The organism is Pseudomonas mangrovi (assembly GCF_003052585.1).
GTDB classification, from domain to species: Bacteria; Pseudomonadota; Gammaproteobacteria; order Pseudomonadales; family Pseudomonadaceae; genus Aquipseudomonas; species Aquipseudomonas mangrovi.
Map to the genome: position 1 here is coordinate 269,148 of NZ_QASN01000019.1, position 22,037 is coordinate 291,184.

The window sequence follows — 22,037 nt, forward strand, 5'->3', positions numbered from 1 at the left end:
GCGTCAGTGCGCGGACTGGGCACCTTCGAGCAATCGGCACAGGGCTGCTGTCGCATCCAGCAGCTGCAGGCTCGGCCGCTGCAGGCCTTCATCCGGAATCACCCAGACCTGGCCCATGCGCACCGCAGGAATCTGCGGCCAGCGCTGCCAATCCTCGAGCATTGCCGCCTCGCCGGTGAGGATGACTTCCGGCGCCCGCAGCAGCACCGACTCCAGACTGACCTGCGGCGCGGCCAGGGACAGATCGGCAAAGACGTTCTCGGCGCTGCAGACGCGCAGGGCATCGCTGATGAACTGCTCGCCACCCACCGTATACAGCGGGCGATCCCAGACCTGATAGAAGACCTTCAGCGGGCGCTCACGCCGGTGTTCGGCACGCAGCGCGGCGAGGCGGCGGCGGAACTCGGCGACCCTTGCCCGCGCCTGCTCGCCACGGCCGATGCGCTCACCGAGCAGCTCGACGGCGTCGGCCAGTTCCTCCATCCGCCGCGGACGCATCTCGTGCAGGGCGATCCCCAGGCGCTGTAGCTGCTCGCGCTGGGCGCTGCCGATGCTGTCCGGCCAGAGCAAGATCAGATCCGGCTGCAGCGAAAGCAACTGCTCCATCTCCACCTGGCCGACGCGCCCCAGGCGCGGCAGATGATCGATCCTGGGCGCAACGGGAATGCCGCCATCGATGATCCCCACCAGCAGATCGTCGGCGCCCAGCTCGAGCATGACTTCATTCAGCGATGGCGCCAGGCTGACCACCCGCTCGACGGCCTGGACCGGCAGTGCCAGCAGCGCCAGCGCTGCGATCAGCAGTGCTCTCACTGCAGCTGACGCGGCAGTCGATAGAGCAGCATGACGGTAGCGCTGGCCAGGGCCAGCAACACCAGACCCACCGCCGCCACGCCGAAGAACACGCCAATGGCGCCGATCCAGGCCGGCAGCCCGGCGCCGACGAAACCCAGGCGCTGGCGGCTGGCCAGTTCGATCCAGGCAGCCGGCTCGGCCTCGCTGTCCAGCGCATTGGCCAGCGCCATCAGCGCCCGCTTGTAGGCATTGAACAGCGGCAGGCTGACAAACAGCGACGCCAGGCCGCCGATGAAAATCGGCAGGCCGAGGAAGCTCAGCATCGGCTGGTTGCGCCCGAAGGCCAGGCTGAGCACCAGCAACGGCACCAGGCACAGCGCGAGGTGACGCCACCAGGCCAGCATCAGCCGCTGGCGCACCTCGCTGCGCTTCACGATTCCAGATCCTCGCCCTGATGGCGATTGCCGAGCAGGTGGCCGAGCTTGCCGGCCTTGGTCGCCAGGTAGCCCTGATTGTGCGGGTTGAGACCGAACTGCAGCGGCTTGCGCTCGCTGACGGTGATACCCATGTCGCCCAGTGCAGCAACCTTGCGCGGGTTGTTGGTCATCAGCTTGAGGGAGGCGATGCCCAGATGATCGAGCATCGGCCGGCAGATCGCGTAATCGCGCAGGTCGGCACCAAAACCCAGCTGCTCGTTGGCCTCGACCGTATCGGCACCACCATCCTGCAGGGCATAGGCGCGAATCTTGTTCAGAAGACCGATACCGCGGCCTTCCTGACGCAGATACAACAGCACGCCGCGGCCTTCGGCGGCGATGGCGCGCAGCGCCGCCTCGAGCTGGAAGCCACAGTCGCAACGCAGGCTGAACAGGGCGTCACCGGTGAGACATTCGGAGTGCAGGCGACCGAGAACGGGCGCGCCATCGGCCACCGAACCCATGGTCAGCGCCACATGCTCCTTGCCGGTCTCCTCCTCGCGAAAACCGTGCATGGTGAAGATACCGAAGGGGGTTGGCAGCTGGGAGGCGGCGACGAAGACGACGGACACCGGGGAACTCCAGAAAACGAAAAGGGCGGCATTGTACCAGAGGCTCGCGCGCCTCAACCCCGCGGTGGCGGCGATGATGCCGCCAGACAGCAGACGATTTGCTCGAAGCGGGTGAGGAACCAGGGGACTCGCGCGGCGACCCGCGGCCGCGGCAGTCAGGGGCTTTCACCCGTCTCAGTGCTTGGATTCGAGAATCAGCACGCCCTGCTCTTCGCGCCAGCCCACCCGACTGAGAAAGCTCATGCCCAGCAGCGCCTGGGTTGGCGAACCGCCCTCCAGCACCACACCCTCGACACCAAGCACGGTGAGCGCGCCGATTTTCACGCTGTCCAGGCGAATCCGCCAGGCGCGCTCGGTGCCGCTGGCGGTGCTCACCACCATGGGCTGCCCGACTACGCGGTAATCGATATTCAGTGCGCGGGCCTGGGAGTCGTTCATCGCGATCGAGGTGGCACCGGTGTCGACCATGAACTGCACGCTCTGGCCGTTGACGCTGCCGGCGACCCAGTAGTGCCCGCCCGCGCCCTTGGCGATGCTGACCTGGGCACGAGTCGAAGGCGCGGTATAACCCTCGGCGCCGCCATACTCGCGACTCAGCTCGAAACGTTGCTGAACGCCGTTGACCCGAAGCACCGCGCCGCGGGCATCGGCGCTGACCACCTCGACGCCACCCGGACCGACCTGGCCGGCGCGCACCAGCTTGCGCTGACCATCCACCAGCAGCACGGCGGCGTTGGGAAACAGCCCCACCACCTGCACCTGCTGCGCAGCTGTCAGCGGCCCCATCACCGCCAGCAGCAGGCCACCAGCCAATGCCTTGGAAAACACCTTCATCCGAAATCCTCCTTGCCAGACGTCTGCTGCGGGGCACCGGCCGAGCACCCCGAAGCGCTCCACAGGATACCCAAAGCCGATTCGATTTCCGGGCGACAGGTCATGCTCAGCGGGAAAAGTGCTGGAAACCGGCAGCCGGCACGCTCAGCGGCCGGCCGGCGGCGTCCCGCAAGTGCACACCTTCGCCCGCCTCCACCCGGCCGATCACCTGGACCGGCCAGCCTTCGGCCAGCAGAGCGTCCAGTTGTTCCGGCGGCAGGCAGAACAGCAGCACATAGTCGTCGCCGCCGCTCAGCGCATGGCGCCGCGCCGTGTCGATGGGTTCGACGGCCAGCAGCGCCTGGGACAGCGGCACTCGCTCGAGCTCGACCACCAGCGCCACGTCCGAGGCGCTGGCAATGTGCGCGCAATCGCCGAGCAGTCCGTCGGAGATATCCTGCGCCGCGCTCGCTCGCCCGCGCAGAGCCTGGCCCAGGGCCAGCTGCGGAGCTGGCGTCCAGTAGTGGGCAAGCAGGCTCTCGACCTGCGAGTCGATTGCCGGACGCTGCCCGAGCACATACGGCAGCGCTCCCGCCGCATCGCCCAGACAACCGCCGACACAGAGCAGATCACCCGGCCGCGCACCGCTGCGCAGCAGGGCCTGGCCAGCCGGAAGCCGACCGAAGACCGTGATGTTGATGTTCAACGGACCACGGGTGGTATCGCCGCCGATCAGCCGCAGGTCGCAGGCGGCGGCCATCTTTTCCAGGCCCGCAGAAAAGCCCTGCAGCCAATCGGCACTCGCCGCAGGCAGGGTCAATGCCAGGCTGAAACCCAGCGGCGCGGCGCCCATCGCCGCCAGGTCGCTGGCGGCGCAGGCCAGCGCACGCTGGGCCAGCAGAAAGGGATCGCAGGGATCAGGGAAGTGCACGCCGGCGACCAGGCTGTCGGTGGACACCGCCAGTTGCTCGCCGGGCGCCAGTTCGAGCAGGGCACAGTCGTCACCGATGCCCAGCACCAGACCCTGGCCGGTGCGGGCACAGGCCGCTTCGGCGAAGAAGCGACGGATCAGCTCGAACTCGCCCATGCCTCATCGGCTCCGCAGGTGCGACTGCAGATGCAGTCGCGGGGTAAATCAGCCGCGGCCGCCACGCACTTCCGCCGCGCGCAGGCGCGGTGCCAGCTTGTCCAGCACACCGTTGACGAACTTGTGCCCGTCGGTGGCGCCGAACACCTTGGCCAGCTCGATGCCTTCGTTGATCACCACCTTGTAGGGCACATCCACGCGCTGCTGCAGCTCATAGGCACAGAGGCGCAGGATCGCCAGCTCGACCGGGTCGAGCTCGTCCAGCGCGCGGTCGAGACAGGGAGCGATCAGCTCGTCGAGCTCGGTCTTCAGACGCGGCACGCCATGCAGGATCTCGTGGAAGTAGGCACCGTCGACCCCGGAGAAATCGTTGTCGACGCGAAACTGCGCTTCGATCTCGTTGAGCGACTGGCCGGCCACGTGCCACTGGTAGAGCGCCTGCATCGCCAGCGTACGGGCGACCCGGCGAGTGGCGATGCGGCCCTTGGCCTTGGGTGCCGGCTCCTGGCTGTCGTCGTGATTGAGGCTCACTTGGCCTCCAGCTGCGCCAGCAGGCTGACCATTTCCAGGGCGGACAGGGCGGCTTCGGCGCCCTTGTTGCCGGCCTTGGTGCCGGAACGCTCGATGGCCTGCTCGATGGAGTCGACGGTCAGCACGCCGAAGGCAACCGGCACGCCGAACTCCATCGACACCTGGGCCAGGCCCTTGGTGCATTCACCGGCAACGTATTCGAAGTGCGGGGTACCGCCACGGATCACCGCGCCCAGGGCGATGATCGCGTCGTACTCGCTGCGCTGGGCGACCTTCTGCGCCACCAGCGGAATCTCGAAGGCACCCGGCGCGCGGATGATGGTGATGTCGGACTCGCTCACGCCGTGGCGAACCAGCGCGTCGACGGCGCCGCTGACGAGGCTCTCCACGACGAAGCTGTTGAAGCGGCCGACCACCAGGGCGAACTTGCCTTTGGGGGCGATGAAAGTACCTTCGATGGTCTTCAGGGTCATGGATGAATCTCGTCTGCGTTAAAGAGCTTAAAAATGTTCGAATTCGGTGCTGCAGCGCGTAACGAGCGCAGGACAGACAAGGCGAAAACAGGCGAGGCGGCGGAGTTTACTGATGTAAATAAGCAAGCCGAGCCTGTTTTCAACGCAGTATGTCCAAGCGCAGTAGCGCCGGCGACTATTCAGCGGGCAGGTATTCTACTACCTCGAGATCAAAGCCGGATATCGCGTTGAACTTCATCGGCGAACTGAGCAGGCGCATCTTGCGCACGCCCAGGTCGCGCAGAATCTGCGACCCGGCGCCGACCGTGCTGTAGGTCACCGGCGGCTTGCTCGGCGCCGAATCGACCTCGCGCAGGTTGGCCAGCACCGCTTCGCCACCCGGCTGATGCCCCAGCAGCAGCACCACGCCGCTGCCGCAACGCGCCACTTCGGCCATGGCCGCACGCAGACTCCAGCGCCCCGGCTGGCGCACCAGCAGCAGGTCGCGCAGCGGGTCCATGCTGTGCACCCGCACCAGGGTCGGCTGCTCGGCGCAGATCTCGCCCAGGGTCAGCGCCAGGTGCACGTCGCCCTCCACCGAATCGCGATAGGTGACCAGGTTGAAGGCCCCCAGCTCGGTATCCAGCGACTGCTCGGACACCCGCTGCACGGTGCGCTCGTGCAGCAGGCGGTAGTGAATCAGATCGGCGATGGTGCCGATTTTCAGGTTGTGCTCGGCGGCGAACACTTCCAGCTCCGGGCGGCGGGCCATGGTGCCGTCGTCATTCATGATCTCGCAGATCACCCCGCTGGCCTCGTAACCGGCCATCCGCGCCAGATCGCAGGCTGCCTCGGTATGCCCGGCACGCGCCAGTACGCCGCCCGGCTGGGCCATCAGCGGGAAGACGTGGCCCGGACTGACGATGTCGTCGGCCTTGGCATTGCGTGCCACCGCCGCCTGCACGGTGCGCGCGCGGTCGGCAGCGGAGATGCCGGTGGTGACGCCTTCGGCAGCCTCGATCGAGACGGTGAACTTGGTGCCGAAGCCGGACCCGTTGCGCGGCGCCATCAGCGGCAGCTTGAGCAGCTCGCAGCGCTCGCGGGTCATCGGCATGCAGATCAGGCCGCGGGCGTGCTTGGCCATGAAGTTGATGTGCTCGGCGGTGACGCATTCGGAGGCGATGATGATGTCGCCCTCGTTCTCGCGGTCCTCGTCATCCATCAGGATGACCATCTTGCCGGCGCGGATGTCTTCGATGAGTTCTTCAGCGGTATTCAGAGCCATGGACCGGTTCTCACTTGTTCAGGTAGCCGTGTTCGGCGAGGAAGCTTTCGGTGAGGCCCGAAGCATTGGGTTCGGCGGCTTTGTCACCGAGCAGCAGGCGTTCCAGATAGCGCGCCAGCAGGTCGACTTCGAGGTTCACCTGCCTGCCGGGGCGGTAGTCGACCATGATGGTCTCGGCCAGGGTGTGCGGGACTATGGTCAGCTCGAATTCGGCGCCGTTGACCGCGTTCACCGTCAGGCTGGTGCCGTCCACGGTGATCGAGCCCTTGAGCGCGATGTACTTCGCCAGCTCACGCGGCGCGCGGATGCGGAACTGCACGGCGCGGGCATTTTCCTCGCGGGCGACGACCTCGCCGATGCCGTCGACATGACCGCTGACCAGATGCCCGCCAAGGCGACTGGAAGGCGTCAGCGCTTTTTCCAGGTTCACCCGGCTGCCGGCTTTCAGATCGATGAACGCGGTGCGCGCCAAGGTCTCGCGACTGACGTCGGCCCAGAAGCCGTCGCCGGGCAGCTCGACCGCGGTCAGGCACACACCGTTGACCGCGATGCTGTCGCCCAGCTTGACGTCGGCCAGGTCGAGCTTGCCGGTCTGCACGTATACGCGCACGTCGCCGCCCTTGGGCGTAAGCGCACGGATGCTGCCGATGGCTTCGATTATTCCTGTGAACATGACGCCTCCCACGAACGGAAGGCCGATGACAGATGCCGCATGAGGAACTCCTGTTTAGTTAAAAACAGGGCGTACCGATCGATAGGGAACGCAGTGGCACGGCCAGGCCGCGCCATCACTGGCTATCCCGCTCTCTCTTTATCCGGACTATGACCGTCGGCCCCGGAATCGCACCGGGTCTGCTTGACCCTGTACGGCGGAGCCGCACAGGCGCTCGCGGGCTAGGCCAGGCCAGGCTCTGGATCAGCGATCCGAAGCAGGCTCCGTAGGCCATTACCGCCGGTGGGGAATTGCACCCCGCCCTGAGAACGTTTCTGCCCTTTCAGGCAGGCGTGCGTTTTATCACATTTGCCTGCGTCGGCGCATGGCTATCGCGGCCATAGCCTTTGCTGGCATGAGCGGTCTCGGCCAATGCACTGCCGTAAAACGGTCGAAAGCGCCAGATCAGCGCAGGCCCAGCGACGACGACGGGCTGTCGGGCGGCACGCTGAGACCGAGTCGCCTAAAGCATCCCTCACCCGCCTTCGGCACCCTCTCCCGATGGAGAGGGAAAGGCCGCGGCATGTCGATACGTCGAGGAGTTGCCCCACACCGCACCATCGCCCCGCAGCTTTCTTTCTCCCTCCGGGAGAAGGTGGCGCGCAGCGCCGGATGAGGGATGGCCCGGCCTGCAGGGTGTCACCTACCGACGCGGCACCGCGCGGATCCGCCAGTCATCACCGAAGGCGCGGATATCCTGGATCTGCAACTGTTGCGCTTCGGCCATGCGCTGCAGCGGCCAGTCGAGCAGCGGCCGAGCATCGGAGCCGAGCAGCTTGGGCGCGACGAAGATCTGGTACTCATCGACCAGCCCGGCGCGCGCGAAGGCGCCAGCCAGGCGCGGGCCGGCCTCGACCAGCAGCTCGTTGGCGCCGCGCTCGCCGAGCAGGCGCAGCAGCGCCGGCAGATCGACATGGCCATCGCCACCGGGCAGCGCCAGCACCTCGTGCCCCCGCCCACGCAGAACACCGGCCGCATCGCCCTCGGCACAGCAGGCCACCAGCGCCGCACCCGCCTTGAAGAAGGGTGCATCCGCCGGCACCCGCAGGCGCCCGTCGATCAGCACGCGCTGTGGCAGGCGCCCGGCCGCCAGCGCGCGCTGCTCGTCGTCCAGGCCGAGCTCGTCCGGGCGCACGGTAAGCCGGGCCTCATCCTGCAGCACGGTATCGGCGCCACTGAGCACGGCACTGGACCGCGCACGCAAGCGCTGTACCTCGGCACGCGCCGCCGGCCCGGTGATCCACTGGCTCTCGCCACTGGCCATGGCGGTGCGCCCATCCAGGCTCATCGCCAGCTTCACCCGCACCAGCGGCAAACCAGTCTGCATGCGCTTGACGAAGCCTGCATTCAGCTCGCGCGCCTCGCTCTCCAGCACCCCGCTCGCCACCTCGATGCCGGCCTCGCGCAAACGCTGCAGACCGCCGCCATCGACCTGCGGATTGGGGTCACCCATGGCCGCCACCACTCGCGCCACACCGGCACGGATCAGCGCATCGGCGCAGGGCGGCGTACGACCATGATGACTGCAGGGCTCCAGGGTGACGTAGGCGGTGGCACCACGGGCGCGTTCGCCGGCCGCGCGCAGGGCATGCAGCTCGGCGTGCGGCTCGCCGGCGCGCAGATGCCAGCCTTCGCCGACCACCTCGCCGTCACGCACGATCACGCAGCCGACGCGGGGATTGGGATGGGTGGAATACAGACCCTTGCGCGCCAGCTCCAGCGCACGGGCCATGTAGTGCGCGTCGAGCGCGCTCATTCGTCGGCCGGCTCGCGCGACAGGCGCTCGATCTCCTCGCGGAATTCCTCGAGATCCTTGAAGCGGCGGTAGACCGAGGCGAAGCGGATGTAGGCGATTTCGTCGAGGCGACGCAGCTCGTTCATCACCAGCTCACCGACCACCAGCGACTTGACCTCGCGCTCACCGGTGGCGCGCAGGCGCTGCTTGATCCGCGCGATGGCCTCTTCCAGGCGCTCGACGCTGACCGGGCGCTTCTCCAGCGCACGCTGCATGCCGGCGCGCAGCTTTTCCTCGTCGAACGGCTGGCGGCTGCCGTCCTGCTTGATCAGCCGCGGCATCACCAGTTCGGCGGTCTCGAAGGTGGTGAAACGCTCGCCGCAGGCCACGCATTCACGGCGCCGGCGCACCTGATCGCCCTCGGCGACCAGGCGCGAGTCGATGACCTTGGTGTCGTTGGCAGAGCAGAACGGGCAGTGCATGGCAGCGGGTCCGCAGGCGAAGGGGAGCTCATGGTAGCCGATCCTCCCGGCAAGACAACCTGCGCCGGTTGCGCTATACAGGCGCCCTTTCCACCGTTCAACGAGCCTGACTGCATGACCCCCAGCGCCCCACAGGAACTCGAACGCAACCTGCAGAGCCTGCTTGGCGATGCACGCCTGGCGGCGACCCGCCTGCCCGGCACCGACCTGTCGCTGTGGCTGATCGACGAAGCCAACATGGACCGCGCCTTCAGCCCCGAGGAAACCCGGCGGATTCTCGAGGAGCCGCCCTACTGGTGCTTCTGCTGGGCCAGCGGCCTGGTGCTGGCGCGCTGGCTGGCCGAGCGTCCGGAGTGGGTGCGTGGCAAGCGGGTGCTGGATTTCGGCGCCGGTTCCGGCGTCGCCGCGATTGCCGCCGCACGTGCCGGGGCGGCCGAGGTGGTCGCCTGCGATCTCGATCCCATGGCGCTGGCGGCCTGCCGGGCGAACGCCGCGCTCAACGGCGTGAGCCTGAGCTATTCGGCGGACTTCTTCGCCGAGCAGGATCGCTTCGACCTGATCATCGTCGCCGACGTGCTCTACGACCGCGCCAACCTGCCGCTGCTCGATCAGTTCCTCAGCCGCGGCCAGCGCGCGCTGGTGGCCGACTCACGGGTACGCGACTTCAGTCATCCGCAGTACCGGCGCCTGGACGTGCTCGACGCCTGCACCTGGCCGGATCTGGCCGAACCCGCCGAGTTTCGCCGGGTCAGCCTGTATCAGGCCGAGCGCGAGACCTGCACATGATCGAGGCCACCGAGTCGGACTCGCCGCTGCGGCTGTTCTTCGCCCTGGGCTGCCCAGCGGATCTGGCCGGCCGCCTCTGTCACTGGCGCGACAGCCTGGGCATCGAAGGGCGGCCGGTACCCGCGGCCAACCTGCACCTGACCCTGGCCTTCCTCGGCGCCCAGCCGGCACGTCGCCTCACCGCGCTGACGCAGCTGGGCGAGCGCCTGGACGCCCAGGGTTTCGCCCTCCAGCTGGACCGCTTCGGCATGCTCGGCGAGGACGTCGCCTGCCTGTTCGCAGAGCAGATCCCTGAAGCACTGCTGCGCCTGCACCGGCAGCTGCGCGAAGGACTCGAGGAGCTGGGCATCACCCTGGACCCGCGCCCCTTCCGCCCGCATCTGACCCTGTTGCGGCAGGCTGCGCCGATCGACGACAGCCACGCGCCCGCGTTCGCCTGGGACGTACGCCAGTTCGGGTTGTATCTGTCGCAGAACAGCGCGGAGGGCGTGCGCTATCAGCCGTTGGCCAACTGGGCGCTGACTCGCGCACGCTGAGCGATGTGGCGCACTTGCTTCCCGTCCCCGCCGCCCCCAACTAACATGCTCAGCCTTGCCGCCCGCCGCCCCATGACGAGAGAACCGATGAGCGATAGCCCCTACATCTTCGACGTATCCGGTGCCGCCAGCTTCGAACAGCTGGTGATCGAGAACTCCTTCCACAAGCCGGTGCTGGTCGACTTCTGGGCCGACTGGTGCGCGCCGTGCAAGGCACTGATGCCGCTGCTGGCGAAGATCACCGAGGAGTACCGCGGCGAGTTGCTGCTGGCCAAGGTCAACTGCGACATCGAGCAGGACATCGTGATGCGTTTCGGCATCCGCAGCCTGCCGACCGTGGTGCTGTTCAAGGACGGCCAGCCGGTCGACGGCTTCGCCGGGGCCCAGCCCGAGTCAGCAATCCGCGAGCTGCTCAAGCCCCACGTGACCGAACCGGCGGCGCCCACCGCCGACCCGCTGGAGGCAGCCCAGGCGCTGTTCGCCGAAGGCCGCATCGGCGATGCCGAAAACGTGCTCAAGGTGTTGCTCAGTGAAGACAACGAGAACGCCGCAGCACTGATCCTCTACGCGCGCTGCCTGGCCGAGCGCGGCGAGCTGGGCGAGGCCGAGGTGGTGCTGAATGCGGTCAAGGGCGACGAGCACAAGGCGGCGCTGTCCGGCGCCCGCGCCCAGCTGACCTTCCTGCGCCAGGCCGCCGACCTGCCCGATGCCGCTGAGCTCAAGAGCCGTCTGGCTCGCGATGCGGGTGACGATGAGGCGAGCTATCAGTTGGCGATCCAGCAGCTCGCCCGTCAGCAGTACGAGCCGGCACTCGATGGTCTGCTGAAACTGTTCATCAGCAATCGCGGTTACGCCGACGGGGCGCCGCACCGCACGCTGCTGCAGGTGTTCGATCTGCTCGGCAACGACCACCCGCTGGTCACGCTGTATCGGCGCAGGCTGTATCAGGCGATCTATTGAGCTGGGCGCGGAGCCGGTGGCGTGGCAAGCACCGCGCAGGCAAACCCGGGCAACAAATCCGGGCCTTTTCCAGGCCCGGATTTGTTATAGAGTAACGCCTCCCCCGTTCAAGGAGATTGCCATGCGCCGCCTGCTGCTCTGCCTGCCCCTGCTCGCCCTGCCCTACGCCCAGGCCGCAGACCATGACCACGACAAGCACGACCACGATCACCAGCATGAGCACGCCCATGGCGAGCAGGGCAGCCTCGGCGCCCACGAGCATGGCGTCGCCACCCTGGATCTGGTCCTGGAAGACGGCATTCTGCAGATCGACCTGCTCTCCCCGGCGATGAACCTGCTCGGCTTCGAGCACCAGCCCAACTCCGACGCCGACCGGCTCAAGGTCGCCGAACTGCGCGGCGCCCTGGCCAAGCCGGAGGAACTGTTCGGCCTGCCGCAGGAATGCAATCTGCAGAAGCACGACCTGGCCAGCCCGTTGTTCGATGCACCCGCGAGCAAAACGCATGGTCCTGACGGCGAACACCAGGGCCACAACGATGTACTCGCCAGCTATCGCTTCGACTGCAGCAAGGCCAAGGCGCTGGCGAGCCTGGATTTCTCCCCGCTGTTCAGCCGCTATCCCGGCACCGAAAGCATCCAGGTGCAGCTGGTCGGACCCAATGGCCAGCAGGGCGTGGAGCTGAGTGCGAAGAATCCCAGAGTCAACTTCTAGAAGCAGGTCCTGCATGTCCGATCCAGTCGCAAGCCATCCGGCACCCTTGCAGTCGCCCCTGCTCGAGATCGACGATCTCGGCTTCGCCTGGCCGGGACAGTCGGAACTGCTGGATATCCCGCACTTCGCCCTGGAGGTCGGCGAGCGGGTATTCCTCAAGGGCCCCAGCGGCAGCGGCAAGACCACCCTGCTCGGCCTGCTCGGCGGGGTACAGAAGGCCGGTCGCGGCCGGGTGCGACTGCTGGGCCGCGACCTGGGCGACCTGAGCGCCGCAGCGCGCGATCGCTATCGGGTCGATCACAGCGGCTACATTTTCCAGCAGTTCAATCTGCTGCCGTTCCTGGCCGTGCGTGAGAACGTCGAGATGCCCTGCCGCTTCTCCAGCGTTCGCGCGCAGCGGGCGCGGCAGCGCCACGGCAGCGTCGAGCAGGCGGCAACGCTGCTGCTGGAGCGTCTCGGCCTCGACCCGGACCTGCACCAGCGTCGCGCCGACAGCCTGTCGATCGGCCAGCAGCAGCGCGTGGCGGCCGCGCGTGCACTGATCGGCCAGCCCGAACTGGTGATTGCCGATGAGCCGACCTCATCGCTGGATGCCGACAACCGCGAAGCCTTCCTCGCGCTGCTGTTCGAGGAATGCCGGGATGCCGGTGCCAGCCTGCTGTTCGTCAGCCATGACCAGAGCCTGGCCGGCCTGTTCGATCGCAGTCTGGACCTGCACCAGCTCAACCGCGCCCAGCGCCCCCTGCAGGTCTGACCATGCATCTGTTACGCATCGCCCTGGCCAGCCTGGCCAATCGTCGTTTCATCGCCCTGCTCACGGTCGTCGCCATCGGCCTGTCGGTGTGCCTGCTGCTGGCGGTGGAGCGCATTCGCAGCGAGGCGCGCGCCAGCTTCGCCAGCACCGTCAGCGGCACCGACCTGATCGTCGGCGCCCGCTCCGGCTCGCTGAACCTGCTGCTGTACTCGGTGTTCCGCATCGGCAACGCGACCAACAACATCCGCTGGGAGAGTTATGAGGCGCTGGCCAGGCATCCGCAGGTGAAATGGTCGGTGCCGATCTCGCTGGGCGATTCGCACCGTGGCTATCGGGTAATGGGCACCAGCGAAGGCTACTTCGAGCACTACCGCTACGGCCGCAAGCAGTCGCTGCGACTCAGCGAAGGCCGCGCCTTCGCCGCCGACCCGTTCGAGGTGGTGCTCGGTGCCGAAGTGGCCCGCGCGCTGGGCTATCACCTCGACCAGGAGCTGGTGCTGGCGCATGGCGTGGCCAGGGTCAGCCTGGTCAAACACGACGACAAACCGTTTCGCGTGGTCGGCATCCTCGCCCGCACCGGTACCCCGGTCGACCGCACCCTGCACATCAGCCTGGCCGGCATGGAGGCGCTGCATATCGACTGGCAGAGCGGCATGCCGGCACGCGGCGCCGCACGCATCGACGCCGAACGAGTGCGCGAGATGGCCGCCTGCAGTGAAGACCAGCTCTGCGCCCAGGCGCTGCAGCCCAAGGCGATCACCGCCGTGCTGCTGGGGCTGAACAGTCGGGTGGCAACCTTCGGTCTGCAGCGCGAGATCAACCAGTACCGCGGCGAACCGCTGCTGGCGATCCTCCCCGGCGTGGCCCTGCAGGAGCTGTGGAGCCTGATGGGGGTGGCCGAGAAGGCGCTGCTGCTGGTGTCGCTGTTCGTGGTGCTGACCGGGTTGGTCGGCATGCTCACGGCGATTCTCGCCAGCCTCAACGAGCGGCGCCGGGAGATGGCGATCCTGCGCTCGGTCGGCGCACGGCCCTGGCACCTCGCGCTGCTGCTGTTGCTGGAAGCGCTGCTGCTGACACTCGCCGGTATACTCCTGGGCCTGACGCTGCTGTACCTGGGCATCGCCATCGGCCAGGACCCGCTGCAGGCGGAATACGGTCTGTATCTGCCGCTGAGAATACCGAGCAGCTACGAACTGACGCTGCTCGGCGGCATTCTTTGCGCTGGCCTGACCATGGGACTGGTGCCAGCGTGGCGCGCCTACCGACAATCCCTGGCCGACGGCCTGTCCATTCGCCTGTGAGGTGCTGCTTGCGTTCTGCCCTGTCCGTCCTGCTACTGCTGATCTGCGCCCCGTTGTGGGCCGCGGAACCCCGCGATCTGACCTGGAGCGACCTGATTCCGCCTGGCGCACCGCCGCAGCAGCTGCAGACCCGCCCGCTGCACGATTTCGCCCAGCTCGGCGAAGCCCTTTCCGAGGACGGCCCGGCAGCCTCGCAACTGGCGCCGGCTGCGCCGGTGGTGGAGGAACTCGACGGTGTTCTGGCCAAGCTGCCGGGCTACATAGTGCCGCTGGACATGACCGACGAAGGCCGGGTGATCGAATTTCTGCTGGTGCCCTACTTCGGCGCCTGCATCCACGTGCCGCCACCGCCGTCGAACCAGATCCTCCACGTCAGGACCGAACTGGGCGTGATGATCGATGCACTCTGGCAGCCGTTCTGGATCGAGGGCGAACTCAAGGTGGAGCACAGCAGCAGCGAGCTGGCCGAAGCCGGCTACCGGATGGAGGCGCAGAAGATCTATCCGTACGAGCTGGACGACGAGGGCTAGACGGCTGGCTCTCGCCAATCGGGGCCACTGCGCCCCCTTAGCGTGAAGCGACCACCCGCCCGTTGCACTCGATCAGCCTGAACGGCTCTGGAGGATCGCCAGCGCCTGGAAGCCAGGCTCGGACGACCACGCCCCACGCGTTTATCCGGCGTGATCGGGAAGGCTTTGCTGCGTCTGGTCGCCCCGTCTCAGGGTCACTCGCAGAGTTCTCCAGGGAAATGCCGGTGCCTGCAGCGCTGCCGGCCCAGGCAACTGCGAGACGCTCGCAGCGGCAACGAAGTCAGCGTCAGTACCAGCTGAACGCAGGCCTGGAGTCAGTTGGCGCGGGCCAGGTGCGGCGCGCCGTCGAACTCCAGCTGACTCTGCGCCCACTCGCGCCACTGACGGACCTTGGCACGCTCGGCGCCAGCCTTCTCGGCCGCGGCCAGCGCATCCAGACCGGCGCGCCAGCGGGACTGTTCCAGCTCCAGCTGCGCCACCTGCAGCCAGTGTTTGGCATTGCCGCTGCGCTGCGCCAGGTCACGATACACACCGACCGCCTTGCTGCGCTCGCGGGCCTGCCACCAGAGCAGGCCGAGGCGCTCTTCACGCACCGCGTTGCGCGCCAGCGTGCCGTCGGCCAGCAGACCTTCCAGCAGCTTGGCGCCCTGCCATGGCTGACCGGCGGCACTGGCCAGCAATACCAGTTGATCGAGTTCTTCGGCCGAGAAACGCAGGCCTTTGCGATGGGCAGCACGCAGGGTCGCCAGAGCCTTGTGCTGTTCACCACTCAATTGCTGCAGACCGGCCAGTTGACGCCAGCGGCGCGCATCGTCCGGATGACGGCCGAGCAGTTGTCGCTGCCACCGCTCGGCGGCGGAATAGCGCTTCAGATCGGCATTCAGGCTGACGAGGAACTGCAGCCAGTCGTCATCGACCTTGGGATTGGCCTGCACGTAGCGCTCGGCCAGCGGCAGCGCCTTGGCTGGCTGACCGAGCCCCTGATAAGCCTGCACCAGCATCTGCAGCACCTCGCTGCTGGCGTCACTGGGGACTGGCGAGAGCAGTTCGACAACGCGGCCATGGCGGCCGGCGGCAAGGCTGAGACGCGCCAGGTTGGCGTGATCCTCGCGCTGCTGCTCGCCTTCCAGCTTGCCGCTGGCGACGACCTTCTCCAGCAGGCTGGCGGCCTTGCCGGCGTCACCCTCGGCCCAGGCCAGATAGCCCTGACTGCGCCAGAGCATGACCTGCTCGAGGCTGTCCGGCTTGGCCTGGACCGCTGCCAGCGCCTGCCGCGCGGCCTGATAGTCACCCTTCTGCTGGGCCTGCTGGGCCTTCTGCAGGGCCGTGAACACCCGCGGATCGATCATTTGCGCAGCATGCACCACAGCCAGCGGCAGGCTCGAGAAAAACAGTACCAGCAACAGGCGACGCATCATCATCTCCCTCGTTCGAGGCGGAAGTGCAGGGTCTTGACCGCTTCACGGGCGACGGCCAGGCCGTTCTCGGTGCGCGGCGCGAAACGCCAGCGCGCCGCAGCCAGGCGCGCCTCGCGATCAAACACGCGACTGGGGTTGGACTCCAGCACACGAATATTCTCCACCCGGCCGTCGGGGGTGATGACGAACGCCAGGCGTACGTGTCCCTCGATACCGCGATCCAGCGCGCGCTGCGGGTAGCGCGGACGCACGTCGTTGAGCGGTACCACTTCGCTGTCCAGCCCGCTGGGTCCGGCGCTCGGCGCCGGATCGCTGGGGGCCGGCGCGGCACTCGCCGAGAGCCCGCTGAGGCTGGGCGTCGGCGCACTGTTCACGGCCACGCCGACATCCAGGCGCGGCAGGGAGACGTCCAGCGTCGGCAGGTTGGGCGTCGGCGCGGCGTTCATCGGCGTCAACGGGGTGGGCGGTTGCGGCGTCTGCGGGGTGGGCGGCTGCGGTGCCTGCTGGCGCGTGCGGGTGGCCGTCTCGCTGGCGTTGTCGGCGCGGACGAAATTGGCGACGGTCAGCGGCTCGTCGGTAACCGTCGGCTTGGGCGGCGCGACCATGTAGAGCATGAGCATGAACAGCAGCAGCGCCATCAGGCTGCCGCCGATCAGTGCCAGGGCATAGCGCATCAACGCGCCCCCGCGCTGGCAGCCAGCGCCACGTCGGTCACCCCGGCCAGGCGTGCCTGGTCCATGACCTGCACCACCAGCCCGGTGCGCGCCTCCTCATCGGCCTGCACCACCACCGCGCCGTCCGGCTGGTCGACGCGCATGCGCTCGACGTGGGCGCGCACGCTGCGGATGTCGATCTGCTGCTTGTCCATCCAGATCTCGCCGTTGCCGGTGATGGCGATCAGGATGTTGCCCTTGTCCTGCGGACTGGCCGACTCGGCCTGCGGCCGCTGCACCTCGACACCCGATTCGCGGATGAAGGTGCTGGTGACGATGAAGAAGATCAGCATGATGAAGACCACGTCGAGCATCGGCGTCAGGTCGATGCCGGTCTCGTCATCCTGCTGGTAGTGGTGGCGACGCATTCTCATCGTCCGAATTCCCGATCCGTTGAAAGGCTCAATCGTGGCGCAGCTGGTCAGCCAGCCGCTCCAGTGCCCGCCCGGTGATGCGCTCCAGGCGCGCCAGGCTGAAAAGTCCACTGATCGCCAGCACCATGCCGGCCATTGTCGGCAGCGTTGCCTGCCAGACCCCGGCGGCCATGCCGCGCGGGTTGCCGTTGCCGTTGAGTGCCAGCACATCGAATACCGCGATCATCCCGCTGACCGTACCGAGCAGCCCGAGCAGCGGGCACAGCGCCACCAAGGTCTTGGCCATGCGCAGCGGCCCGGCCAATTGCTGGCGCGCCTCGGCCAGCCAGGCGCTGCGTACCGAGCGCTGCCAGCTACCGGCGCCCTGCAGCGCGTGCCAGGCCTGGCGGCGCTCGGCCACCCAGCGCGGAAAGATCCGCTGCATGAACCAGAAGCGCTCGAGCATCAGCGTCCAGAACAGCACGCAGAGCAGCGCCAGCCCCCACATGACCACTCCGCCCGCGCCCATGAAATCGAGCAGCGCGTGGGCGCTGTCGACCAGGCGCAGCCAGGCGGAATAGATGTCAGCCACGGCGCGGGTTCCCCGACAGGTGCAGGGCGATCAGCCCGGCGCTCTGCTGTTCGAGCAACTGGATGAGGCCCTTGCTGCGACTGGCCAGCAGGCTATGCAGGAACAGCAGCGGGATCGCCACCACCAGACCTTCCACCGTGGTGACCAGGGCCTGGGAAATACCATCGGCCATCAGTCGCGAGTCGCCGGTGCCGCTCTGGGTGATCGCCTGGAAGGTCACGATCATCCCGGTCACGGTACCCAGCAGACCAAGCAGCGGTGCCACCGCGGCCAGCAGCTTGAGCAGGCCCTGGCCACGTTCCAGCGGCGGGGTTTCCTGCAGGATCGCCTCGTCGAGCTTGAGCTCCAGGGTTTCCAGGTCGGACAGCTGCGGGTTGGGCCCGAGCACGCCGATGACGCGACCCAGCGGGTTGTCATCACGTGGGTTGTCCAGCTCGCGAATCTGCGCGCGCACCCCGGACGCCACACGCTGCAGCCAGAACAGACGCCAGGCGGCGAGCAGCAGGCCGAAGACCCCGAGCGCCACGATCACCCAGCCGACCAGGCCGCCCTGGCGCAGACGGTCGAGCAGACTCGGCTGGCGTTGCAGTTGGGCCAGCAACGTGCCGCGGGTGGGATCGATCGGCAGCGCCGCGAGACTGTCCGTGCTCGACAGGTAGTCGTCGATCAGGCCCAGCCCGGAGGGCTGACGCGGCGGTGCCAGCAGCACGCCGGCATCGGCGTCGTAGCGCAGCGCGGCGTCTTCGTTGAAAGCGGAGAAACTGCCGACGCGCAGGACCTGCTGTTCGATGCGCTGGCCGTCCGGCTGCACCACCGGCAGGCTGATGCGCTCGACCCGGCCGCTGGCGGCCAGATCCTCGAGCAGCAGCATCCAGTAGCCATCGAGATCATCCGCCGAGGGCAGACCGCGGCTTTCCGCCAGACTGCGCAACTGCGCGATGCGCTGTGGGTACTGGGCATTGAGTTGGCTGTCGCGCCACTGGCCGAGGACGTCGCCGGCGCTCTGGCGCACCACGCCGAACAATTCGCCCAGATGACCCGAACGCTGTGCCAGCAGCTGCTCCTGCGCGGCCAGCTCGGTCTCCTGGCGGTCGAACTCGGCCTTCAGACGCTCCGCCTCGGCCTTCTGCTCGTTGAGCACGGCGCGGGCGCGGGCCAGCAACTGCGCCTGCTCGCCACGGCGGGAGACGAACTCTTCCTCGCGCTGCTGCATGGCGCGAGCCTCGGAGGCGCGGTCACTGCGAATCCGCTCGAGCAGTTGATCCGGCGACAGGGGAGCGGCCTGGGACAGACCGACGACAAGGAACAGGGGCAGCAGGGCAATCCGACGAATCATTGCTTGGCCTCCCCGGCCAGGGTTTTCACGGGCAACTGCAACAGGCTCGGCGCCTGCTGCTCACGAGCGATGGCAATCGCCTGGGTCAGCGGCCGGCGCGCGCTGCTGTCGAGCGTCTGCCAGGCGTTCGCCTGCGGATTCCACCAGCCGCTCTCATGGCCGTCCAGGGTCTGGTAATAGAGCATCACCCGGCCCAGACGAAGAAACTCGACGCTGCGCGAACCGCCCTCTTCCGGCAGCTCGCCACGCCAGGCTTCAAGGGTACGGCCGTAGTCGCTCTCGATCTGGTAGGCCTCGAGAATGCGGCGGTACTTTTCCGCCAGGCTGACGTCGGCGCGCGGCAGCAGCTCCTGCAGTTGCGTCAGGCGATCAGCCCGCTCGTCCGGCAGGAATGGCAGGTCGGCTGCGATGAACTCGCCGAGTACCTCGACCATCCGCCGCATCTGCGGGGTGACGGCTTCCTGGGTGCGCTCGATGCCATCGAGCTGGCGCTGATAACCTTCCAGCTCCTTGCGCTGGGCAGCAACCAGCTCACGCAGCTGCACGTTATAACCTTTCAATGATTCAGCCTGCTGCAAGGCATTGCGGTAGTCCAGCAGCATCTGCCGGCTGGCATCGTCGAGAGACTCGACGCGGCTCTGGGAAGCCTTGGCATCGCCAGCCTGGCGCTGGCTTTCATCGAGCGCCGCATCCAGCGGCGACGCCGCCAGAGGCAGCGACGGCAGCATCAGGCCCAGGGCCAGAAGGCGAATAGAGGGTAAGGGCATGCAGCGAATCCTCGGCAGGCATCCATTTAAAAGAGAAGTATTATCATCTAGCGCCCGCGCAAAAAGCAACGGACAAAAGACCGCAGGGGCAACAGGGCCATTCATTGAGCTGGATCAAGAAGCGCCAGGCGCCGCTCCATAACATTGCCTTCAGCCAATTACCCACACTGCTGACCTGGAGTATCCCCATGCGCAAGACTCTGCTCACCGCTTCCCTGCTCGCCGCGGCCATCGCCGCTCCCGCTGCCCAGGCCTTCGAGGCCGGCGACATCATCGTTCGCGCCGGCGCCATTACCGTCGACCCGCGTGAAAGCAGCAGCAAGATCTTCACCGAGGCCACCAATGACCTCCCGGGCACCAACGCCACGCTCGACAGCGACACTCAGCTGGGCCTGAACTTCGCGTACATGATTACCGACAAGGTCGGTATCGAACTGCTGGCGGCCACCCCCTTCAGCCACTCGGTAGGCATCAAGGGCATGCCGCTGAATCTCGACGGCAAACTGGGTGACATCAAGCACCTGCCGCCGACCGTCAGCGCCGTTTTCTATCCGCTGGACAGCAAGTCCGCCTTCCAGCCCTACGTCGGTCTCGGCATCAACTACACCACCTTCTTCAACGAGAAGCTGACCGACCAGCGCAAGGCTCAGGGCTTCAGCAACCTGAACCTGGACGACTCCTGGGGCCTGGCCGCTCAGGTCGGCATGGACTACATGCTCACCGACAACCTGATGCTCAACGCCCAGGTGCGCTACATCGATATCGAAACCCACGCCACTGCCGACTCGGCCTTCGGCAAGGTCAAGGTCGATGTCGACGTCGACCCGATGGTCTACATGGTCGGCCTGGGCTACAAGTTCTAAGTCCAGCCAAGACAGAACAGGCGCCGCAAGGCGCCTGTTTCGTTTCTGCAGTCTGGAAAGCCGCAAACGGCCTTCAGTCGTGGCGGTAGTAGCGATCCAGCAGTCCGGCCAACCCCGAACGCCACGCCCGCGGCTTGATGCCGAAGGTATGCAGGATCTTCCTGCAGGCGAGCACCGCGTGCTGCGGCTCCTCCAGCGCATCGGCGCAGGCGGCATGCGCCACCGCGACCGGCTCGGCCAGATCCCCGCGATACTGACGCGCCTCAGCCAACGCGGCCTGCGCCAGCACCATTGGCGTGGTCGCCTCGTGGCCGCCGTAATGGTAGGTACCCCAGAGCGGCGCCTGACAATCGAGCTGTTTGACCACCGCCAGGATCACCCGCGCCGCATCATCGACCGGCGTCGCATTGCCGCGTCGATCATCCGCCAGGGGAATCTCTCCACCCTGCTCGGCCTTGCGCAGAAAGCGTCCGAGCACGCCCTCGGCGCTGTCGTCGAGCAGCCAGCCAAAGCGCAGCAGCACGTGCCGCGGACAGCCCGCACGGACCGCCTGCTCGACCCGCCAGAGCAGTTGGCCGCGCACCCCCAGCGGGATCGGCTCGTCCTTTTCGCTGTAGGCGGTTGCACGCGCACCATCGAACACCCGGTAGCTGGAGGGCTGCACCAGAATCATCGAATGATGCTGACACAGCTCCGCCAGCCGCCCGACCGCACGCTCTTGGGCAGCAGCACGCGCCTCGCACCAGTCTTCGGCCTGGAACCAGTCGAAGTAGTAGGCAAGGTTGATCAGGACGTCGGGGCGGGTGTCATCGAGCAGTTGGGTCAGGCTGGCGGCATCCCAGCCCTGCTCGGGAGGGCGCGGCGCGAGGAAACCGATGTCTTCCTCGGCGCCCTGGCGAATCAGCGCCTGACCCAGAGCATTACCGCCGCCCAGCAGCATCAGGCGCATGTGCATGTGAAGCGACTACCTTTGCGTCAGAACGGGATGTCGTCGTCGAAGCTGTCGTAATCCGGCGCCGGCTGCTGGGCTGCCGGTTGCGGGCGTGGCTGCTGCTCGCGGGCCGGGGCGGCCTGTTGCTCGCGCTGCGGACGCTGCTGACGCGGGGCGTTGTCACCATCATTGCCGCCACGGCCGCCGAGCAGCTGCATGGTGCCCTGCATGTCGACGACGATTTCGGTGGTGTAGCGCTTGACGCCGTCCTTTTCCCACTCACGGGTCTGCAGGCGGCCTTCGATGTAGCACTGCGAACCCTTGCGCAGGTACTCGCCGGCAATCTCGGCGACCTTGCCGAAGAGCACGACACGATGCCATTCGGTGCGCTCCTGCTGCTGGCCGGTCTGCTTGTCCTTCCAGCTGTCGGTGGTGGCCAGGGTGATGTTGGTCACCGCATTGCCGTTGGGCAGGTAGCGGGTTTCGGGATCACCGCCGACGTTGCCGATCAGAATGACTTTGTTAACCCCACGGGCCATGACGTT

General features: G+C 67.2%; 27 protein-coding genes and 1 riboswitch. Of the genes, 8 read left to right on the forward strand and 19 right to left on the reverse strand.

What is annotated here, in order from left to right; translation table 11 throughout:
• Positions 1-3: 3 nt before the first annotated feature.
• The 11 genes from DBO85_RS12300 to nrdR all read right to left on the reverse strand — a co-directional run bounded on the left by DBO85_RS12300 (position 4) and on the right by nrdR (position 8,940).
• Positions 4-813: a cobalamin-binding protein gene (locus DBO85_RS12300; protein ID WP_108107569.1), complete on the reverse strand. Its 810-nt coding sequence runs from the start codon at positions 811-813 to the stop codon at positions 4-6.
• The gene (locus DBO85_RS12305; RefSeq protein ID WP_407681468.1) at positions 810-1,199 is read right to left on the reverse strand and encodes an MFS transporter; all 390 of its coding nucleotides are present in this window, start codon (positions 1,197-1,199) and stop codon (positions 810-812) included. Before DBO85_RS12305 ends, DBO85_RS12300 begins: the two co-directional genes overlap by 4 nt.
• Before the next feature lie 26 nt (positions 1,200-1,225).
• Positions 1,226-1,843 carry a GTP cyclohydrolase II gene (gene ribA, locus DBO85_RS12310; RefSeq protein ID WP_108107571.1) on the reverse strand — a complete coding sequence of 206 codons (618 nt, stop codon included), beginning with the start codon at positions 1,841-1,843 and terminating at the stop codon, positions 1,226-1,228.
• A gap of 174 nt (positions 1,844-2,017) precedes the next feature.
• Positions 2,018-2,629, reverse strand: a complete 612-nt coding sequence (locus DBO85_RS12315; protein ID WP_233356604.1) for a retropepsin-like aspartic protease family protein — start codon at positions 2,627-2,629, stop codon at positions 2,018-2,020.
• Between the two features lie 154 nt (positions 2,630-2,783).
• Positions 2,784-3,743, reverse strand: coding sequence for a thiamine-phosphate kinase (thiL, locus tag DBO85_RS12320; protein WP_108107573.1), 960 nt, complete (start codon positions 3,741-3,743; stop codon positions 2,784-2,786).
• 48 nt (positions 3,744-3,791) lie between these two features.
• A complete protein-coding gene (gene nusB / locus DBO85_RS12325) occupies positions 3,792-4,274 on the reverse strand; it encodes a transcription antitermination factor NusB (protein WP_108107574.1) in 483 nt (160 codons plus the stop codon).
• Positions 4,271-4,747, reverse strand: coding sequence for a 6,7-dimethyl-8-ribityllumazine synthase (gene ribH / locus DBO85_RS12330; RefSeq protein WP_108107575.1), 477 nt, complete (start codon positions 4,745-4,747; stop codon positions 4,271-4,273). The genes nusB and ribH overlap by 4 nt, the downstream gene beginning before the upstream one ends.
• Before the next feature lie 175 nt (positions 4,748-4,922).
• On the reverse strand, positions 4,923-6,011 hold the full coding sequence (ribBA, locus tag DBO85_RS12340; protein WP_108107577.1) for a bifunctional 3,4-dihydroxy-2-butanone-4-phosphate synthase/GTP cyclohydrolase II: 1,089 nt from the start codon (positions 6,009-6,011) through the stop codon (positions 4,923-4,925).
• A 10-nt stretch (positions 6,012-6,021) separates the two neighbouring features.
• Positions 6,022-6,684 carry a riboflavin synthase gene (locus tag DBO85_RS12345; protein WP_108107578.1) on the reverse strand — a complete coding sequence of 221 codons (663 nt, stop codon included), beginning with the start codon at positions 6,682-6,684 and terminating at the stop codon, positions 6,022-6,024.
• Positions 6,685-6,809: 125 nt separating this feature from the next.
• A riboswitch (FMN riboswitch) is annotated at positions 6,810-6,998 on the reverse strand.
• Positions 6,999-7,366: 368 nt separating this feature from the next.
• The gene (gene ribD / locus DBO85_RS12350) at positions 7,367-8,479 is read right to left on the reverse strand and encodes a bifunctional diaminohydroxyphosphoribosylaminopyrimidine deaminase/5-amino-6-(5-phosphoribosylamino)uracil reductase RibD (protein WP_108107579.1); all 1,113 of its coding nucleotides are present in this window, start codon (positions 8,477-8,479) and stop codon (positions 7,367-7,369) included.
• Positions 8,476-8,940 carry a transcriptional regulator NrdR gene (nrdR, locus tag DBO85_RS12355; RefSeq protein ID WP_108107580.1) on the reverse strand — a complete coding sequence of 155 codons (465 nt, stop codon included), beginning with the start codon at positions 8,938-8,940 and terminating at the stop codon, positions 8,476-8,478. The genes ribD and nrdR overlap by 4 nt, the downstream gene beginning before the upstream one ends.
• Positions 8,941-9,054: 114 nt before the next feature.
• Between nrdR and DBO85_RS12360 the strand changes: the two genes are divergently transcribed.
• The 7 genes from DBO85_RS12360 to DBO85_RS12390 all read left to right on the forward strand — a co-directional run bounded on the left by DBO85_RS12360 (position 9,055) and on the right by DBO85_RS12390 (position 14,519).
• On the forward strand, positions 9,055-9,726 hold the full coding sequence (locus DBO85_RS12360; RefSeq protein WP_108107581.1) for a class I SAM-dependent methyltransferase: 672 nt from the start codon (positions 9,055-9,057) through the stop codon (positions 9,724-9,726).
• Entirely contained in the window at positions 9,723-10,262 is a 540-nt protein-coding gene (thpR, locus tag DBO85_RS12365; RefSeq protein WP_108107582.1) for an RNA 2',3'-cyclic phosphodiesterase, read from the forward strand. Before DBO85_RS12360 ends, thpR begins: the two co-directional genes overlap by 4 nt.
• A gap of 87 nt (positions 10,263-10,349) precedes the next feature.
• Positions 10,350-11,222 carry a thioredoxin gene (gene trxA / locus DBO85_RS12370; protein ID WP_108107583.1) on the forward strand — a complete coding sequence of 291 codons (873 nt, stop codon included), beginning with the start codon at positions 10,350-10,352 and terminating at the stop codon, positions 11,220-11,222.
• Between the two features lie 121 nt (positions 11,223-11,343).
• Positions 11,344-11,934, forward strand: a complete 591-nt coding sequence (locus DBO85_RS12375; RefSeq protein ID WP_108107584.1) for a DUF2796 domain-containing protein — start codon at positions 11,344-11,346, stop codon at positions 11,932-11,934.
• Positions 11,935-11,947: 13 nt separating this feature from the next.
• On the forward strand, positions 11,948-12,688 hold the full coding sequence (locus tag DBO85_RS12380; protein WP_108107585.1) for an ABC transporter ATP-binding protein: 741 nt from the start codon (positions 11,948-11,950) through the stop codon (positions 12,686-12,688).
• Between the two features lie 2 nt (positions 12,689-12,690).
• Positions 12,691-13,989, forward strand: coding sequence for an ABC transporter permease (locus DBO85_RS12385; protein WP_108107586.1), 1,299 nt, complete (start codon positions 12,691-12,693; stop codon positions 13,987-13,989).
• Between the two features lie 8 nt (positions 13,990-13,997).
• The gene (locus DBO85_RS12390) at positions 13,998-14,519 is read left to right on the forward strand and encodes a DUF3299 domain-containing protein (protein WP_177429767.1); all 522 of its coding nucleotides are present in this window, start codon (positions 13,998-14,000) and stop codon (positions 14,517-14,519) included.
• 314 nt (positions 14,520-14,833) lie between these two features.
• On the opposite strand, the gene DBO85_RS12395 is transcribed toward DBO85_RS12390, so the two are convergent.
• Genes DBO85_RS12395 through DBO85_RS12420 form a run of 6 tightly spaced genes read right to left on the reverse strand, consistent with a single transcriptional unit; the run spans position 14,834 to position 19,698 of the window.
• A complete protein-coding gene (locus tag DBO85_RS12395) occupies positions 14,834-15,934 on the reverse strand; it encodes a tetratricopeptide repeat protein (protein WP_108107632.1) in 1,101 nt (366 codons plus the stop codon).
• A gap of 2 nt (positions 15,935-15,936) precedes the next feature.
• Complete coding sequence (locus DBO85_RS12400; protein ID WP_108107587.1) at positions 15,937-16,611, reverse strand: energy transducer TonB; 675 nt, start codon at positions 16,609-16,611, stop codon at positions 15,937-15,939.
• The gene (locus DBO85_RS12405) at positions 16,611-17,024 is read right to left on the reverse strand and encodes an ExbD/TolR family protein (RefSeq protein WP_108107588.1); all 414 of its coding nucleotides are present in this window, start codon (positions 17,022-17,024) and stop codon (positions 16,611-16,613) included. The genes DBO85_RS12400 and DBO85_RS12405 overlap by 1 nt, the downstream gene beginning before the upstream one ends.
• Before the next feature lie 28 nt (positions 17,025-17,052).
• The gene (locus DBO85_RS12410) at positions 17,053-17,532 is read right to left on the reverse strand and encodes a MotA/TolQ/ExbB proton channel family protein (protein ID WP_407681469.1); all 480 of its coding nucleotides are present in this window, start codon (positions 17,530-17,532) and stop codon (positions 17,053-17,055) included.
• A 55-nt stretch (positions 17,533-17,587) separates the two neighbouring features.
• Positions 17,588-18,931, reverse strand: a complete 1,344-nt coding sequence (locus DBO85_RS12415) for a MotA/TolQ/ExbB proton channel family protein (protein WP_108107590.1) — start codon at positions 18,929-18,931, stop codon at positions 17,588-17,590.
• A complete protein-coding gene (locus DBO85_RS12420) occupies positions 18,928-19,698 on the reverse strand; it encodes a DUF3450 domain-containing protein (RefSeq protein ID WP_108107591.1) in 771 nt (256 codons plus the stop codon). Before DBO85_RS12420 ends, DBO85_RS12415 begins: the two co-directional genes overlap by 4 nt.
• A gap of 188 nt (positions 19,699-19,886) precedes the next feature.
• Here DBO85_RS12420 and DBO85_RS12425 point away from each other — a divergent pair, with 188 nt between their 5' ends.
• On the forward strand, positions 19,887-20,561 hold the full coding sequence (locus tag DBO85_RS12425; RefSeq protein WP_108107592.1) for an OmpW/AlkL family protein: 675 nt from the start codon (positions 19,887-19,889) through the stop codon (positions 20,559-20,561).
• Positions 20,562-20,634: 73 nt separating this feature from the next.
• Here the strand turns inward: DBO85_RS12425 and DBO85_RS12430 are convergent, their stop codons facing one another.
• Positions 20,635-21,516 carry a sugar nucleotide-binding protein gene (locus tag DBO85_RS12430; RefSeq protein ID WP_108107593.1) on the reverse strand — a complete coding sequence of 294 codons (882 nt, stop codon included), beginning with the start codon at positions 21,514-21,516 and terminating at the stop codon, positions 20,635-20,637.
• A gap of 20 nt (positions 21,517-21,536) precedes the next feature.
• The gene (gene ssb, locus DBO85_RS12435) at positions 21,537-22,031 is read right to left on the reverse strand and encodes a single-stranded DNA-binding protein (protein WP_108107594.1); all 495 of its coding nucleotides are present in this window, start codon (positions 22,029-22,031) and stop codon (positions 21,537-21,539) included.
• Between the last annotated feature and the right edge of the window lie 6 nt (positions 22,032-22,037).